The organism is Vibrio plantisponsor, from assembly GCF_013041605.1.
Classification (GTDB): Bacteria; Pseudomonadota; Gammaproteobacteria; order Enterobacterales; family Vibrionaceae; genus Vibrio; species Vibrio plantisponsor.
In genome coordinates this window covers 115665-133028 of sequence record NZ_JABEQC010000003.1, presented here as the reverse complement: position 1 = coordinate 133028, position 17364 = coordinate 115665, and the positions used below count along the sequence as shown (strand labels likewise).

At 44.4% G+C, this 17364-nt stretch carries 14 protein-coding genes and 4 tRNA genes; 12 read left to right on the top strand and 6 right to left on the bottom strand.

What is annotated here, in order from left to right; translation table 11 throughout:
• Positions 1–159 precede the first annotated feature (159 nt).
• Positions 160–1365, bottom strand: a complete 1206-nt coding sequence (gene hutI / locus HKI82_RS06045) for an imidazolonepropionase (protein ID WP_171137489.1) — start codon at positions 1363–1365, stop codon at positions 160–162.
• A gap of 140 nt (positions 1366–1505) precedes the next feature.
• On the bottom strand, positions 1506–2225 hold the full coding sequence (hutC, locus tag HKI82_RS06040) for a histidine utilization repressor (protein WP_171137488.1): 720 nt from the start codon (positions 2223–2225) through the stop codon (positions 1506–1508).
• Between the two features lie 229 nt (positions 2226–2454).
• Between hutC and yqfB the strand changes: the two genes are divergently transcribed.
• Entirely contained in the window at positions 2455–2772 is a 318-nt protein-coding gene (gene yqfB / locus HKI82_RS06035) for a N(4)-acetylcytidine aminohydrolase (RefSeq protein WP_171137487.1), read from the top strand.
• Positions 2773–2863: 91 nt separating this feature from the next.
• Here yqfB and HKI82_RS06030 read toward each other — a convergent pair whose 3' ends face one another.
• On the bottom strand, positions 2864–3184 hold the full coding sequence (locus tag HKI82_RS06030) for an HI1450 family dsDNA-mimic protein (protein WP_042488411.1): 321 nt from the start codon (positions 3182–3184) through the stop codon (positions 2864–2866).
• A gap of 1 nt (position 3185) precedes the next feature.
• On the bottom strand, positions 3186–3752 hold the full coding sequence (yeiP, locus tag HKI82_RS06025; RefSeq protein ID WP_042488415.1) for an elongation factor P-like protein YeiP: 567 nt from the start codon (positions 3750–3752) through the stop codon (positions 3186–3188).
• Positions 3753–3952: 200 nt separating this feature from the next.
• Here yeiP and HKI82_RS06020 point away from each other — a divergent pair, with 200 nt between their 5' ends.
• Positions 3953–4720 carry a nucleotidyltransferase domain-containing protein gene (locus HKI82_RS06020; protein ID WP_171137486.1) on the top strand — a complete coding sequence of 256 codons (768 nt, stop codon included), beginning with the start codon at positions 3953–3955 and terminating at the stop codon, positions 4718–4720.
• Between the two features lie 100 nt (positions 4721–4820).
• Positions 4821–6908 carry an EAL domain-containing protein gene (locus HKI82_RS06015; protein ID WP_240956657.1) on the top strand — a complete coding sequence of 696 codons (2088 nt, stop codon included), beginning with the start codon at positions 4821–4823 and terminating at the stop codon, positions 6906–6908.
• Here HKI82_RS06015 and HKI82_RS06010 read toward each other — a convergent pair.
• On the bottom strand, positions 6905–9268 hold the full coding sequence (locus HKI82_RS06010) for a DNA polymerase II (RefSeq protein WP_171137485.1): 2364 nt from the start codon (positions 9266–9268) through the stop codon (positions 6905–6907). The two genes, HKI82_RS06015 and HKI82_RS06010, sit on opposite strands and share 4 nt — an antisense overlap.
• A gap of 395 nt (positions 9269–9663) precedes the next feature.
• On the opposite strand from HKI82_RS06010, the gene uvrY reads away from it, so the two are divergent.
• The 7 genes from uvrY (at position 9664) to HKI82_RS05975 (ending at position 13410) form a co-directional block, all read left to right on the top strand.
• Positions 9664–10308: a UvrY/SirA/GacA family response regulator transcription factor gene (uvrY, locus tag HKI82_RS06005; RefSeq protein ID WP_042488427.1), complete on the top strand. Its 645-nt coding sequence runs from the start codon at positions 9664–9666 to the stop codon at positions 10306–10308.
• Positions 10308–12140 carry an excinuclease ABC subunit UvrC gene (gene uvrC / locus HKI82_RS06000; RefSeq protein WP_042488429.1) on the top strand — a complete coding sequence of 611 codons (1833 nt, stop codon included), beginning with the start codon at positions 10308–10310 and terminating at the stop codon, positions 12138–12140. Before uvrY ends, uvrC begins: the two co-directional genes overlap by 1 nt.
• 46 nt (positions 12141–12186) lie before the next feature.
• Entirely contained in the window at positions 12187–12744 is a 558-nt protein-coding gene (gene pgsA / locus HKI82_RS05995; protein WP_042488433.1) for a CDP-diacylglycerol--glycerol-3-phosphate 3-phosphatidyltransferase, read from the top strand.
• Between the two features lie 281 nt (positions 12745–13025).
• A tRNA-Cys gene (locus tag HKI82_RS05990) sits at positions 13026–13099 on the top strand.
• A gap of 2 nt (positions 13100–13101) precedes the next feature.
• Positions 13102–13177 (top strand) — tRNA-Gly (locus tag HKI82_RS05985).
• Between the two features lie 62 nt (positions 13178–13239).
• A tRNA-Leu gene (locus HKI82_RS05980) sits at positions 13240–13326 on the top strand.
• Between the two features lie 8 nt (positions 13327–13334).
• A tRNA-Gly gene (locus tag HKI82_RS05975) sits at positions 13335–13410 on the top strand.
• 213 nt (positions 13411–13623) lie between these two features.
• Here the strand turns inward: HKI82_RS05975 and HKI82_RS05970 are convergent.
• Positions 13624–14700 (bottom strand): PQQ-dependent sugar dehydrogenase, encoded by a 1077-nt coding sequence (locus tag HKI82_RS05970; RefSeq protein ID WP_171137484.1) that lies wholly within the window; start codon positions 14698–14700, stop codon positions 13624–13626.
• A 264-nt stretch (positions 14701–14964) separates the two neighbouring features.
• On the opposite strand from HKI82_RS05970, the gene HKI82_RS05965 reads away from it, so the two are divergent.
• Both HKI82_RS05965 and pheS read left to right on the top strand, forming a co-directional pair.
• Positions 14965–16083: a GGDEF domain-containing protein gene (locus HKI82_RS05965; RefSeq protein WP_171137483.1), complete on the top strand. Its 1119-nt coding sequence runs from the start codon at positions 14965–14967 to the stop codon at positions 16081–16083.
• Between the two features lie 292 nt (positions 16084–16375).
• Entirely contained in the window at positions 16376–17359 is a 984-nt protein-coding gene (pheS, locus tag HKI82_RS05960) for a phenylalanine--tRNA ligase subunit alpha (protein ID WP_102940541.1), read from the top strand.
• Positions 17360–17364 lie beyond the last annotated feature (5 nt).

Below are 17364 nucleotides of genomic sequence, written 5' to 3'. Positions count from 1 at the left end.
CTCCTTTTCATCATTAATCGATTTGGCCTTTTGAGTGCCAGACATCATTTGGTTTAAGCTCGGTTTCCGTGGAGCTTGAGTAAATCGTTTCTCTGCGTAAGCTGAGATTTAACTGCGTAGCGGTGAGGGGTTAGCCACTACGCGCAAATTTGTTTAGAGTTAGTCGTTGCAGATAGCGCCATCGACAATGCGAGCGTACAAACGCGGCACACCCACTTGGTAGCTGAGATCTGCTGGATGGTCGATGTTCCAGATAGCGATATCAGCATCAAACCCTGTAGCGATTTGACCGCGTGATTCACCGTAGCCTAACGCTTTAGCTGCATGGCAAGTCACACCACGCAAACTCTCTTCAGGTGTTAGTCCAAACAGAGTACAGCTCATATTCATCATCAGAGTTAAGTCTGCAAAGGGAGAGGTGCCCGGATTGATATCCGTAGCCAAAGCCATAGGAACCTTATGTTGGCGAAGCAGTTCAATCGGTGGCTTTTGCGTTTCGCGTAGGAAATAGAATGCGCCAGGAAGCAGCATTGCAACCGTGCCCGACTGTGTCAGTGCCTCTACACCTTGTTCATCAAGATATTCAATATGGTCTGCGGATAAGCCGTTATAGCGAGCTGTCAACTCTGTTCCGCCGAGGTTAGAAAGCTGCTCTGTGTGACCTTTAATTTTTAAGCCATGCTCGATAGCGCAGCGGAATACTTTTTCAGTCTGCTCTAGATTAAAGCCAATCGACTCACAGAACACATCCACGCTGGTGGCGAGCTCTTGCTCTGCAACCAGAGGGATAATCTCTTGGCAGATATGCTCTATGTAATCGTCTGGGCGATCTTTATATTCAGGAGGGAGTGCGTGAGCCGCCAGTAACGTTGTTGTGATTTTTATTCGACGATGCTGCTCAAGCTCTTTCGCGGCTTTCAGCATCTTAATTTCATCTTCCAGTGTCAGGCCATAACCAGATTTCACTTCAACGGAAGTGACACCGCTTTGCAGCAGTCCGTCTAATCTTGGCAGAGCCGTTTCCACCAACTGGCAAATTGAAGCTTTACGTGTGGCGTTAACGGTAGAAAGAATACCGCCACCTTGCGCTGCGATGGTCTGGTAAGGCACGCCTTGCAGACGCATTTCGAATTCATTGGCGCGATTACCTTCAAAGATAAGGTGGGTATGAGCATCAATAAGCCCCGGAGTAACCAGCTTACCTGTGCAATCAACCACAAAGCTATGTGTGGTATCGACGCTTTGAATGGTAATGGCTTCAATACGTCCATTCTTGATGACGATCGTTTTCGGCTGACTTGGTTGGTAGCCTTCGGTTCCAGCTTCCATGCTGACGATGCGAGCGTTAGTTAAAACGAGTTCCATAACATTCCTACTTCTTTAGACGATCGTTATCGAGTGGGTCGTAACGTATTGCAGTTTTATTTGTATGTTTAAATGTATATACAATTAATAGTGCAATTGAATGTTTTTATCAAGAAGAATGTTGTGAAAATGTGAGAATTTTATTTCTCGTTTAATAAAACCTTTGACGTGAGTTTATATTTTGAACCCGGATGGTAGAGTAGTGCAGAACTAACCAACTTGTCTTCGCTCCATGTGCGACGGTTAAGAAGTAAACACGGTTCGTTGCTGCCCAGTTCCAGAGAGGCTTTGATGTGGCTATCGGGAACGATAGCTTCAACGGTGTGCTCGATAGCGCTTAACGGGCAGTTCGCTGAAAGGTATTGGTTAGGGGTGATTTGCGAAAAATCCTGTTCGAGATAATTCGGCGCATAGCGGCTGTTTACCCAACGGATTTCAAGTTGCAATGGTGTGTCATTGGCGTAATGCAGAATTTCACTGTAGAACACATTACTACCGACCATAATGCCTAGCTTTATCGCGACATTTTCATCAGCAACGATGGCACGTTGTTGCAAAACCTTACTGTGGTATTGCTTACCACGGCTTAATACTTCGTCAGCAATATTGCGGATATCTAACAGGGGTGATTCAGCCTTCTCTTCTGGCACACACACAAAAGTACCTAGGCGAGGGCGGCGTTGCAATTTGCCTTCAGACACCAAATCTCGGATCGCTTTATTCACTGTCATACGGCTGACATTAAATTGCTCGGTCAGTTCAAGTTCAGTACTGATGCGGTGACCAACAGGCCAATGACCAGAATTAATCTTGTCGAGAATATAGTGTTTGATCTGTGTATAAAGTGGTGATGAAGACATGCTGCGCTCAAAGTTTAATTGAATATACAAATACTTTACGACTTAAAAGAAAATTGCAATGGCAGATTTTCTCTTTATGCAATTGAAGTAAATAAATTTTTATTTATGTGATAGGGCACAAAGTATCATCTAATTGTATACTCCTTCAATTGTTTGTTTTTGTTCCCGTCCAGCTTAGCTTTGTTCTATCGAGCTGGATGAGTCACTCCTTTTGCGCTAGAGATAAGTTATGCAATTTCCTACCACAATGACATTTTTCGCCCGTTTTGAAGCCGATATTCTCTCAGGCAAAAAAGTAATTACTATTCGTGATGAAAGTGAAAAAGACTATCAACCCGGTTCAGTGGTTGATGTAAGCACATTGGAAGAGGGGCGTTGGTTCTGCCGTTTAAAGATAAAGTCAGTTGACCCCGTACTGTTTTCTGATCTCAATGAATTTCACGCTGAGCAGGAGAACATGACTTTACCTCAGTTAAAGCAAGTGATTAATGATATTTATCCGGGCATTGAATCGTTGTACGTGATCCATTATGAGCTAGTGGAATAATGCGCTCACTGTTACAGAGATAAAGTTACAGAGATAAAAAAACGCCAACCCTAGGGCTGGCGTTTGACACTTGATGATAAGGAGATTGCGATTAATCGCGTTTCCACATCATATGACAAGCTTTATGGTCTGGATCGAGGCTGATGAGCATTCGTGCGAATACGTCATCCAGTTCATCATTGTCTTCATTGACGAGGCCAATACGGACTTCCGCGTAAGTTTCTTTATCAAATTCAAAACCTACTTGTTCTACCCAGTCGTCGCCAATTTCTACGACTTCTGCTGCACCGCGATCATCAAATTGAGCGGTGAACAGAATCACATCAACGGGTTCCAGATTGTCTGGAGCCATCTCTAAGAAAATGTCGTATGCAGCTTCGATTGCGTCGTCTAATGAGATCAATTCAGACATATTACGCTCGGCTCATGAACTTACGTTCAGTCGTGTTGATAACAACGCGCTCGCCACTAGCGATGTATTCTGGAACTTGAACAGTTAAACCAGTAGCAAAACGTGCTGGTTTAGAACGAGCTGAAGCTGAAGCACCTTTGATTGAAGGGTCAGTTTCTTCGATAACCATTTCAACAGAAGAAGGCAGTTCGATAGCAACAGGTTTGCCATCAACAAGCACAACTTGCATACCTTGAATTTCTTCAGTGATGAACAAGCACTCTTCTTCGATGTCTGCTTTCTTGAAGTTGAATTGAGAGTAATCTTCATTGTCCATGAAGATGTACTCGTCGCCATCAACGTAAGAGAAAGAGATGTTACGTTTGTTCATGTCAACGGTATCTAGGAAGTCGTCTGACTTGTAACGCTCATCAACACGAGCGCCAGTGTTTAGATCTGTACAACGTAGTTTGTAGATCTTAGAACCACCACGGCCACCCGGTGTTGTTACTTCGATATCTTTGATTAGTAATGTTTTGCCGTTTGATACGATCGCAAAACCTTTTTTAAGTTCACTTGCCTTTGGCATGGAGTCTTATCCTTCGTTTTTCGTTTCGGCGCATTATACATATAGCCAAGCTAGAAAAGGAATATCTGACTGCAACTTGAGATGAGAATAATGCATTAAATTTGTATTTCACGCTTCACAAACTGTCTAAGCTATTGATTCAAGCCCGTGCTTAAGGGAACATAAACAGCCTCTTCACTCTATGGAGCTAACACCCGTTCATGACGCTTATGGTTATTGACCCTAAACAGCCTTTTCAACCTGAGTTCCAAACCGCTGTTGACGACTTAGTTCGTTTTTTACGTGCGGGAGTGGGGGACGCATTGCACAGTATCTATCTGTACGGCAGTGTTGCGAGGAAAACAGCAGTAGCGGGTCAGTCAAATATGGACGTGGTGATTGTCACCAAACGACCTTTTGAAGATCGTAAAGTGACCCTGCTGAATACGATTCGCTGGCGATTCCAAAAGAGCTTCCCGTTTATAACCGATGTCAATATCAAGACGGCTCTGGTCGACGAGATAGCCACCTTAGACAGCATTTTTACTTGGGGCTTTATGCTCAGACATTGCTGTGTCTGTGTTTACGGCGACAACTTGGCGGAATGTTTTGGCGATTTTGAACCGAGCTGGGAAATCGCCAAGCACTGGAATATGGATATCTCTGACTGGGTTCCTGCACTTCGCGCCAAAATAGTTAAGGCCAATACACCTCAAGAGCAGTTAAAAGCGCAAAAGCAGATGGCGAAGAAACTGCTGCGAGCCAGCTACTCTCTTGTTATGTACAAAGATAAGAAGTGGTTTGACGATCCTGTCGAGTGTGGTCAGAATTTCCTCCGCTACCATCCCGAAATGAAGCTCGAAGTTGACCGTTTAGGTTTGCTATTGAAAGACCGAGTTATTCCCAAGCGATCTGTGATTGGCTTGCTGGATAGCTTTGGACCTTGGTTGGTTCAGCAGTATCAAAAAACCGAATTTCGCATCGGTTAGTGATTCGATTAAAAATAAATTCCTCAATATAACGAACTAATACGATAGTTAATTTTTTGCTGTGCTAACTTTAGAGAGTAGGGGTTGGTGGAGCAGTTGTATGCCAGTTAGTCTCAAAGAAAAGCCAAGTTATTTGTTCGGTCGTGTACTGAAGTATGGGCATTCCTCTATGCATGCCATTCGACAGGGTATGATTTGGTTAATTCCCTGTTTGATGCTCTCTTCGCTCGCTCTTTTTGTCGCTTGTATCGCTGAGTTCTACATCGGAAGTCGCCCGTCATGGGTACAAGCTTTCTATGACATGAACAGTGCGGTCGGTGATGTATTTCCCTATCTGATGACGGCAACGATATCTTACTTGCTTGCAATGCAGTGGCGAATTCCCAGACCACCGATGGCTTTGCTGAGCATCCTTTATCTGGTGATTAGCGCTTCGCTGATCAAAACCAATAGCACGCTTGAAATGCTCTATATCGTTATGGCAATCGTGACGCCGCTATATGCTATCCCTTTGATTGCTTACCTGTTTTCTCTCAAAGCATTGCATGTTACTTCATCAGAAAGTGCCGGTGCCATGGTGAAGGAATCGCTAAACCTTGTGCTGCCTGCGATCATTACCTTGGCGGCGGTGATACTGGTGAACTTTGTCATTCTCAAAGGACTGTCGCTTTTTTCTTTCGATCATCTGCTCACCTTCGATTATGCCAATAATCCTTATATCTTTGGCTCCGTGTTTGCAGTGTTAAATTCAACCTTGTGGTTTTTGGGTATTCATGGCTATTACGCCTTACTGCCCATGGTTGAGTTGTTACAACAAGCCAGCGACTTAACGTATTCCACGGTAGCGGCAGGAGGCACTGCGCCTTATGTCATGAACCTGTCGTTTATGGGCACATTTGTATTTATTGGCGGAAGTGGCTCGACCTTGTCTTTGGTGATTGCGCTACTGTTGTTTTCCAGACAAAAAACACTGCGTCTTATCGCGATAGCGAGCATCCCCATTGGTTTAATCAACGTGAATGAGATTCTGCTATTTGGTTTACCCATCATCTTTAACCCTCGTCTGTTTTTACCATTTTTATTAGCGCCTCTGGCGAATGTCATCATTGGTTTAACCGCGGTTAATCTTGGTTGGGTGCCAATTCCTTCCGTCTCTGTGCCTTTTAACGCTCCAGTTTTGGTCAATGCACTGATCGCCACTCACGGTGATTGGCACTCTGTGGCTTTACAGGCTCTTAATCTTGCGGTGGGAATTTTGATTTATCTGCCTGCGGTAAAAGCGACCAATAAGGTGTTGGGTGAACGAGAGATTCGTATTGCCTCACTCGACACCACCTATATGCGCCGTCAGGAAGAAGCCAAAACGTTAACGGATGATCCCATCGTTCTTGCACAACAAAAAGAGCACCATCAAGCGCGTGTGGAAAAACAAATCCAGAACATGAGCCAAAAAGAGTTTTGTTTGGAGTATCAACCCCAGGTTGCAAAACATAGCGGTGCGGTAGTCGGTTGTGAGGCGCTGGTAAGAGCGATGGATGACCAAGGAAATCTGTTACCTCCAAGCAGTTTTCTGCCTTGGTTAGAAAGCGCTGGACTGATGAAAGATATGGATTTGTGGGTATTCAAACGAGTGTCAAAAGACATAGTGTATTGGAACCAATTGGGAATTTATGTGCCTGTGAGCGTTAATATCACTCCCCACACATTGGTTGATGATGAGTATCTGGAGAAAATTATCTCTGCGATTGGTGAGGTCAGTGATCAGATCCACGTTGAAATTACCGAAGAGACATTGCTGGTGGAAGAACAAGCGCTGCAACGTGCATTAGAACGTCTGCACGCTATGAAAGTGAAAATCTACATTGATGATTTTGGTACGGGTTACTCGTCGCTTAGTTATCTCAATCGCTTTGATATTGATGCGATCAAAATTGACCGCTCGTTTGTGCTGGCTTTGGATACGCAAAGAGGGAGAAAGGTCTTTGCCAGTTTGCAATCTGTCGCTACAGAGCTAGATTTAGCGGTTGTGGTTGAAGGGGTAGAAACCCAGCAGCAGTTAGATGCCATTGCCGATCACCCGAACTTATCCATTCAAGGCTGGTTGTTTAGTCGTTCTTTGAAGCCAGAGGATTTTATCAACTACGTACAAGCTTCTCCTGCCATAACAAAAGCGCAGCGAGTCAGTTAGAAGAGACCTAACTGCGGCAGGCTAATGGATTCAAATTGCAAGCCTACAAAGGGTAATATCGCATCCGCGACAGGCTTTAGCTGCTTATCAATGTAGTGCTGATAATCGATACGGCTTTTTAGGTACTCTTTTGGCTCTGGGCCGTTGAGAGTCATCAGATATTCTATTCTTCCACGGTTTTGATACTGTAACGGTCTGCCTAACTGAGTGTTGATCTCATCAGCCATGCGGGCTGCACGTACTTGAGGCGGAACGTTTTTCTGATACTCATGCAGCTTTCTGCGCAGACGCTTCTGATAGACCAGTTCATCATCAAATTTACCTGCAAGGGTATCTTCAACGACTTGACGAACATAGCTATCAGGGCTTTCGCCGTGGAAAATCATTGAGTATAAGGTGTGTTGAAAGCGCTGTGCGAGTGGTGTCCAATCGGTTCTGGCACTTTCAAGTCCTTTGAATACCATTTGCTCTTGGTGACCCTCACCAATCAGGCCTGCATAGCGTTTTTTAGAGCCGGTTTCTGAGCCTCGGATCGTCGGCATCAAAAATTTGCGATAGTGAGTCTCGTATTCGATTTCTAATTTAGAGGTAAGCGCATAATTCTGTTTTAAATGCGATGTCCACCACTGGTTAATATGCGCGACCAGCTTTTTACCGATTTCGTCCGCATCAGCTTGGCTGTGCTCATGCCCAAGTGAGACAAAGGTTGAGTCCGTATCGCCATAAATCACTTGGTAACCTTGCTCCTCAACCAGAACTTTGGTCTGTTTCATGATTTCATGACCGCGCATGGTAATGCTGGAAGCAAGGCGAGTATCGAAGAAGCGGCAACCTGAAGAACCCAATACCCCATAGAAAGAGTTCATGATGATTTTAATTGCTTGAGAGAAGGCTTTGTCGTTGTTCTTCTTGGCAATATCTCTGGCAGCCCACAGGTTTTCAATCATCTGTGGTAGAAAATGTTTGCTGCGGTGGAACTGACCACCACGAAAACCCGGTACAGCTTGGTCATCGCCATTACCTATTTCCAATTTTAGACCTTCGATTAAACCTAATGGGTCAATTAGGAATGAGCGAATAATCGATGGATATAGACTTTTAAAATCCAGCACCAGCACAGAGTCATATAACCCTGGCAGGGAATCCATAACATAGCCGCCCGGACTTGCTAACCAGTTTTCTGAATGTAAGTTTGGTGCGGCGTAGCCAGCACGATGTAGCTGTGGAAGATATAAGTTGGTAAATGCGGCAACAGAACCACCGATGCGATCCAATTCAACGCCAGTCAGTTTTGAGCGCTCAATAGCGAAATCGAGTAGGTGAGTGTGCTGGAAAATCTTATTCACCAGCACGCAGTCTTGTAAGTTGTATTTTGCTAGTGAAGGCTTGTCGTGCCGATACATACGGTTAATTTCATCCATACGATCGTGAACATTGTGAATGTCTTTGCCTTCGCCAAGCAGTTCCTGAGAAACCGATTCTAGCGACCAAGAACGAAACTGATACGTGGCGGTTTTCAGCGTATCTATACCATCCAAAACCACACGTCCAGGTATGGTAATAAACCCTTGTTGAGTTTGGCTCGCGCTGCGGAAAAAGCTCGGCTGATTGCCTCTGCCGAGCATCAGCTTCATGTTGTGCCACTCCGCTCGCTTGTGCAGCAGTCGAAAGTCAAAATCGATAACACTCCAGCCGACAATAACGTCTGGATCATATTGTTCAAACCAAGCACACAATGCTTGCAGCAACTCGTATTCGCTTGATACCCACTGAATATTGGTCTCTGCATCTTGCGGTTCGCCGATCATAATAACTCGGCTATCCATTGGGCTATCTAGACCAATTGAATAGAGAATGCCTTTCTCCGAACACTCTAAATCCAAAGAAACCACTTTCAGCTTTGGCGTGTAATCTCCCGCTTTACACTTGGCGTTAAGGACTCTCTGATAGTTCGGGTAGCGTGTGAAATCACCGGTAAAGGTAATACCGCCTTGGATGAATCGTTCCATCAGAAAACGATCAGCCAGTTTGATATCTGACTCAAGAATCAGGATGTCTGCTTGTTCAAACAGTGTCTTTAAGGCATTGGCTTGTTGAATGGTGTCGCAATAGCAGGCCGCCAGTGGTTGTTGTTCAAACGACAGCATTTCAAGGTTACGAATGTTTGCGGAGAGTTTGTTTGCTGCAAGAAGTTGCTTTGCCTGCTCTACAGATGTTTGCTCAAGAAAAAACACCGGCTTTTCATCTTTGATGATTAATTGAGTCGGCCCCGAGTCCGTAGCAAGCCAAAGCTCGATGTGAGTTTTACCTTGTATGTCTCGTGATTGCCTTGTAAGCAGAAAGCCTTGCTGAATAGTCAAATGGTTGTTCCGAGCGAGAGAGTGAGCCTGCGGTTTATCTTGGTGGGCATAATAGCAAAAAGTTAACTAAATAGCAGAATCGATACGTCTTGCTTAAAACGTATGCGATAAGGTAACGATCTCTTGAACAGAACAAGAGCTCGCTCAAACTTCCTATAAAAGTCACTTTTAATGTAAGAATACCCTGATATGTTTGTCAGGTTGCTCAAAGAGTTGATATTTTTATAAATTCTCAATTTGTGGCAATGCCTATAAATAAGTGCTTGCTAAAGTTTGGGTTTGAGCACATATTCAGTGTGAGAAAAAATCCAATTTTAAGTTAGACTAGGCAGCCAAGCTGTTATCCACTACCTCGGTGGGTGCAGAGCCAAATAGATAAGTGTGGAGATACAAGAGTGATTAGTGTTTTCCTTGTAGATGATCACGAGCTGGTTCGCACAGGGATACGACGTATTATTGAAGACGTCCGTGGAATGAACATAGCAGGGGAAGCTGATAGCGGTGAAGAAGCGGTAAAATGGTGTCGTAACAACCATGCTGATGTTGTGTTGATGGATATGAACATGCCGGGCATTGGTGGGTTAGAGGCTACCAAGAAAATTTTACGCGTGAATCCAGACGTAAAAATCATCGTATTAACAGTACATACTGAAAACCCGTTCCCAACAAAAGTCATGCAGGCTGGGGCAGCGGGCTATTTAACAAAAGGTGCCGCTCCAGACGAAATGGTTAACGCTATTCGTGTTGTGAACAGTGGCCAACGTTATATCTCTCCAGAAATAGCGCAGCAAATGGCTTTAAGTCAATTTTCACCTGCTTCTGAAAACCCATTTGCCGATTTGTCTGAACGTGAACTTCAGATCATGATGATGATCACCAAAGGACAAAAAGTTACCGATATTTCTGAGCAGTTGAATCTGAGTCCTAAAACGGTCAACAGCTACCGCTATCGCTTGTTTGCCAAGCTGGATATTGGTGGTGATGTAGAGTTGACTCACTTAGCTATTCGACATGGAATGCTAGACACAGAGAAACTCTAGTGTCAGAAGTGTTCGACTCGGTCTCTTTTCTAAAGACAGTAACGGATCAGCCCGGCGTTTATCGTATGTATAACGCCGATGCTGATGTTATTTATGTCGGTAAAGCAAAAGACCTTAAAAAACGCCTTTCCAGTTATTTCCGTAAAAAAATCGACAGTGAAAAAACGCGTGCTCTGGTGAGTAACATTGCCAAGATTGACGTGACGGTTACTCATACCGAAACGGAAGCGTTGATCCTCGAACATAACTACATCAAGCAGTATTTGCCGAAATACAACGTATTACTGCGTGATGATAAGTCATACCCTTATATTTTTATTAGCGGACACAAACACCCGCGTTTGTCACTGCATCGTGGTGCTAAAAAGCGCAAAGGTGAATACTTCGGTCCTTATCCTGATGCGGGAGCAGTGCGCGAAACATTGCACCTGATTCAGAAAATTTTTCCAGTACGCCAGTGTGAAGATACGGTCTATAGCAACCGAACACGTCCATGCTTGATGTATCAGATTGGCCGTTGTGCTGGCCCGTGCGTAAAAAGCATTATTTCCGATCAAGAGTATGCAGAGCTGGTGGATTATGTCCGTTACTTCCTGCAAGGGAAGGATAAGCAGGTTCTCGAAATTCTCATTGAGAAGATGGAAAACGCCAGCCAACAGTTACGGTTTGAGCAGGCGGCAAAATATCGCGATCAGATTCAGGCTATCCGTCGTGTTCAAGAACAACAGTTTGTTTCTGAAGACAGCATGGATGATATGGATGTGCTGGGTTTTGCGCAGGAGAATGGCATCGCTTGTATTCATATTTTAATGATTCGTCAGGGCAAAATTCTCGGCAGCCGCAGTCATTTTCCTAAAATTCCAAACAATACTTCTCAAGAGGAAGTGTTTGAGAGTTTTCTCAGTCAGTACTATTTGAATCACAATGAAGCGCGGACGATACCTACTCGAATCATCCTCAATGAAGGTCTGCTAGAAGATTCCGTTCCTTTGCGCGAGGCATTACAGCAAGTCGCAGGCAGAAAGATCACTTTCCATGTGAATCCTACTGGCACACGAGCTCGTTATTTGAAATTGTCGAATACCAATGCGTTAACGGCGATTACGACCAAGATTAACCACAAGATGACGATCAACCAGCGCTTTAAAGCACTGCAAGAAGAACTCGATATGGATAACATCAGCCGTATGGAGTGTTTTGATATTTCCCATACCATGGGTGAAAGTACCATTGCGTCTTGTGTTGTGTTTAACCATGAAGGCCCTCTGAAACAGGAATATCGTCGTTACAACATCACGGGTATTACCGGTGGTGATGACTATGCCGCGATGGGGCAGGTGTTAGAGCGTCGATATTCAAAACAGCTAGACGTTGAAAAAATTCCCGACATTATCTTTATTGATGGCGGTAAAGGTCAGCTTAACCGTGCCCATGAAGTAATTGCTAAGTGTTGGGAAGATTGGCCCAAACGCCCAAGGCTGATTGGTATTGCCAAAGGTGTTACCCGTAAACCGGGGCTTGAAACGCTGATTACCGTTGATGGCGATGAATTCAATATGCCGAGTGATGCGCCTGCGCTGCATTTAATTCAACATATTCGCGACGAAAGCCATAACCACGCAATTGCTGGGCATCGAGCGAAACGAGGCAAAACTCGCCGCACCAGTGCGTTAGAAGGTATTGAAGGGGTAGGTCCAAAACGTCGCCAAGCTTTGCTCAAATATATGGGCGGGCTTCAGGAGTTGAAACGAGCGACTGTCGAAGAAATTGCCAAAGTGCCGGGAATCAGTAATTCTTTGGCAGAAAATATTTATCAGGCATTGAAACAATAACGAAAATACAGCACCATTAAGCGGCAGTCGACAAGAGCCTTATAATATGCGTTTTAATATTCCCAACATTCTGTCTTTACTACGACTTTTTCTGATCCCAGTATTTGTTGTCGTGTTCTATCTTCCGTATCAATGGGCTCCTTTTGCTGCTGCAATGGTGTTCTGGGTAGCTGGTTTTACTGACTGGCTTGATGGGATGTTGGCACGTAAACTAGGTCAAACTTCGCGTTTCGGCGCATTTATTGATCCAGTGGCCGATAAAGTACTTGTAGCAACAGCTTTAATTTTAATTACTGAGTACTACCACAATATCTGGATTACCATTCCGGCAGTGACCATGATCGCCCGTGAAATCATTATTTCCGCGTTGCGTGAATGGATGGCAGAAATAGGCAAGCGCGCAAGTGTCGCCGTTTCTTGGATTGGTAAAGTAAAGACCTTAACGCAAATGTTTGCCCTTTGGGTGCTTATCTGGCGCTACGATGACTGGATGGTTTGGCTAGGTTACGGTGCACTGTATATTGCAACTTTCTTAACTTACTGGTCGATGGCGCAATATTTGATGGCTGCCAAAGACGATCTTCTCGACGAAGAAAACCACTAGACAGATAGAAACGGGCGTAAGCCCGTTTTTTTATTCTCGGCGTTTTACCTTTCGTTGTATCAGGGGATGCAAGCGCTAGTTTCGTGGTTGTCTATTTCAGTTATCTCGTGGAAAACATAAGCTTTTTTGCTAACAAATTGACCAATTTGGTGCTTTTTGAACGCAAAATAGACAAACGATTTAAAATCAAAAAAATTGTGTTGACTCATTCCATCGAATCCGTAGAATGCATCCCGTACTCAAGAGGAACGCTAGATTAAAGCGGGTTTCTTGAAGTCTAAGGCGCGTTAGCAGAGTGGTTATGCACCGGATTGCAAATCCGTGTACATCGGTTCGATTCCGGTACGCGCCTCCATTGCGACACTAGCTCAGTTGGTAGAGCGCAACCTTGCCAAGGTTGAGGTCACGAGTTCGAACCTCGTGTGTCGCTCCAAATTAAATTGATATGGCATAACGCGGTATCAAGATGACAAAAGTCATCAAAAAGAATTGTGTGCCCTGGTGGTGAAATTGGTAGACACAAGGGATTTAAAATCCCTCGACTTTCGAGTCGTGCCGGTTCAAGTCCGGCCCGGGGCACCATAAAAATTGCGACACTAGCTCAGTTGGTAGAGCGCAACCTTGCCAAGGTTGAGGTCACGAGTTCGAACCTCGTGTGTCGCTCCAGAATAAAAAAACCTCGTTTATTTCGAGGTTTTTTTATGTCTAAAATTCAGAGTCGACAATCTCATTTGGTAGAACGCAAACCTTGCCAAGGTTGAGGTCACGCTTATTAGTTCAAAAGAACGGGAACCTCGTGTGTCGCTCCAGAATAAAAGAACCTCGATTAATTCGAGGTTTTTTTATGTCTAAAATTTATCATTCAATTTAAGTGTCAGGTTAACTGTCAGGCATTAAGCGGTATATATTGCCGCTGTCGGTAGTGAAATAGATCCAGCCGTCAGGGGAGAGTTTGATATCTCTGATTCGCTCTTGCAGATCTTCCAGCAATCTCTCTTCTTTAATCGCTGATTGGTTCTCATCCATGGTAATCACATTGATGTGAGTGAGCTTTAAGGCTCCGGTTAAGAGTTTGCCGTTGAGTTTAGGGTAGTGATCGCCTCGGTAGAGTAATAAACCACTTGGAGCGATGGACGGAATATAAACCTTGGCGGGTGATTCAATACCTTCCGCTTCTTTGCTTTCGCCCACATCTAATGGCCCCCAATACTCCTTACCATAAGAGGTTTTTGCCCAGCCGTAGTTAGCCCCTTTCTTGATGAGGTTTATTTCATCACCACCGCGAGGGCCGTGTTCAATTTCCCATAAGTGTTGAGTCTGTGGATCAAAGAACAAGCCTTGAGGATTTCGGTGTCCATAACTCCAGATCTCTGGGCGTGCATTTTTGACTCCGACAAACGGGTTATCTTGAGGAACCGTACCATCTAAATTGAGACGAAGAATACTTCCTGCGTGGGTAGAAAGATCCTGACCATTAGGTCTTTTACCTCTATCACCCACGGTGAAAAACAGATGCTTATCAATAAAACTGATCCGGCTGCCAAAGTGGCGGGAAGTGTCAGAGTTTGACGTGGTGACTAACAAATCATTCCACTGGGTCACTTTATCGACATTGAATTTTGCTATGGCTAACGTGGTATCTGCGCCAGTATTCGTTTGTTTACTGTAAGTGAAGTAAAACGTTTGGGGATCATAGGGAGAGAGGGCGATGTCAAGCAGACCGCCCTGTCCTTGTGCTGCAACATCTTCAATTTGAAGTAATTCCGTCTTTGTCCCTTTGTTCAAATCAACGAGCAAAATTTTCCCATTGCGTTCGGTAACAAAGGCTTGGCTTTCATTTAAGAAACTGACGCTCCACGGAACCAATAATCCGCCCATTACCTTTTCTGCTCGATATTGTGCCTGAGCTGTAATGGAACTTACGCAGAGTAATAGAAGCCAAAATCTTTTTTTCATCAAACGTGCTCTTATCTTTGGTTAATACCTGAAAAAGCATAGCTAGGAATGGAAAGAGATGCTTGGTGTGGCGACTTCGAATTTGTGTGTAAGTATTTCAAATCTGTCGTATCAAGCAGATAGCAGTGAACCAATCTGTGCTTCAAATACAAAATTTTAAACATTGCTTAACGTATAGTGATTAACTATAAGACGTTAACATTACATATTTTATGGATATATGAGTGTGAACATTTCGCACTGGTGAAAGGAACAGAAACACACATGAAGTCGTTTGAGTGGGATAAGCATTTTGAAACAGGTCTCAGCGAAGTGGACGAACAGCACTTGTATTTGGTCGGGTTCGTTAACCAATACGGAGGACTGCTGTCAGAGAATAACGTGTCAACAGATGATGTGCGTAAGGCTCTGTTTGAGTTAGCACGCTATGCCGAGTTTCATTTCAAAGAAGAAGAACAATTGATGCGTAATGCTGGCATCGCTGAAGAGCATCTCAGTGAACATATTCAGGTTCATCGCTCTTTTATGCTTGAGATTAATAGCATGCAGGCTTTTATTGCCGACGACGATCACCGACCAGCAGTTCTGCTACTCGAATTCCTTATTCATTGGCTGGCCTATCATATTTTGGGTATCGATCAGAGTATGGCTCGACAGGTGAAGGCGATTGAAGAAGGAGAAGATCCTTTCGAAGCCTATAAGCGAGAACAGCGCGAAAGAGATGCGGCTATTGAACCACTTCTTAATGCGTTGAATGGTTTGTTTCAGCAAGTCTCTGCTCGCAACAAAGAGCTGGTACGTTTGAACCAGTCACTTGAAGATAAAGTTGAAGAGCGCACTCGTCAGTTGCATCGCGCCAACAAACAACTGGAAAAGCTTTCTTTAACTGACAGCCTGACTTCTTTGCCCAATCGCCGACAAGCGATGCAGCAGCTCCAAGAGTTTTGGTTACGCTCGGTAGAGGAGGGCAACAACCTTACCTGTATGATGATCGACGCGGATCATTTCAAACACGTCAATGATACGTGGGGACATGATGCAGGAGACTCGGTGTTGATAGCGGTTTCCCGCTCTCTGAAACAGAGATTTCGCAACGATGATATTGTTTGCCGCTTAGGGGGGGATGAGTTCTTTGTTATCTGTCCTAATACCGATCTAGAGGGTGGGTTATATATCGCACAGCAAGTATTGGCGGAGATTAATCAACTTAAAGTGTCAGTTGGCGAAGACAGTTGGCAAGGCAGTATCAGCGTTGGTGTGGCTCAGTGTGATTCAGAAATGAAGGAATACACAGCGCTAATGAGCCTTGCAGATAAAGCTTTGTACAAAGCCAAACAGCATGGACGTAATCAAGTCTGTTTCGCAAAATTTGAAAGTATTTAAATTGGGGTCAACAGACCCTAATTTTATGGCTTAAATAGGCCTGACATTTCATGAATCGAACATTCCCTATTTTTGTCTAACTTCTATCAAATTTTCTTGTTTAATATTTAAACGAAAGTGCAGCTCAAGCGTATTTCAATTTGGCTTTGACGCCAGCTTTCGATACTATGTACAGCTATTTGAGATATCCCAAGAAACCCATTCGGTAACTCTTTGTGGCTCCCTTTTTTTGGAGTCGAAGGAACCCTTTTGGGCTCCTTATGGAAACTGCTAATCAGCAGACGAGGAAACGATGCAACATCTACAAGAGATTATTGCTAATGCGACAACAGCGATTGAAGCTGCGTCGTCGTTAGTTGCACTTGATGAAGTGCGTGTTCAGTATCTGGGTAAGAAAGGTGAACTAACGGTTCAACTTCAAAGCCTAGGTAAGCTACCACCAGAAGAACGTCGTACAGCTGGCCAAGAAATCAACGTGGCTAAAGCAGAAGTTCAAAAAGCGATCGCATTGCGTAAAGACGCTCTGCAAAGCGCAGAACTAGAAGCTAAGCTAGCGGCAGAAACTATCGATGTGACACTACCTGGCCGTCGTATCGATAATGGTGGTCTTCACCCAGTGACTCGCACTGTCGAGCGTATTGAGAAGTTCTTCGGCGAACTAGGCTTTAGCACTGAGTCTGGCCCTGAAATCGAAGATGCATTCCATAACTTTGATGCGCTTAACATTGCAGAAGATCACCCAGCTCGTACTGACCACGATACATTCTTCTTCAACCCAGATTTGATGTTGCGTACTCACACTTCAGGTGTACAAATCCGTACGATGGAAAATGGTAAGCCACCATTTCGTTTCATCGCTCCGGGCCGTGTATACCGTAATGACTACGACCAAACACATACGCCAATGTTCCACCAAGTGGAAGGTATGTTGGTTGATGAGAACGTAAACTTCGCTCAGCTAAAAGGCATCTTGAACGATTTCCTATGCAATTTCTTCGAAGAAGAAGTTGAAGTCCGTTTCCGTCCTTCATACTTCCCATTCACTGAACCTTCAGCAGAAGTTGACGTGAAAGGCAAAAACGGCAAATGGCTAGAAGTACTAGGTTGTGGCATGGTTCACCCTAACGTACTGCGCAGTGTTGGTATCGACCCTGAAAAATACTCTGGTTTCGCATTCGGTATGGGCGTAGAGCGTTTAACTATGCTTCGTTACGGCGTTAACGACCTACGAGCGTTCTTCGAAAACGATCTTCGTTTCCTTAAACAGTTCAAGTAATTCAA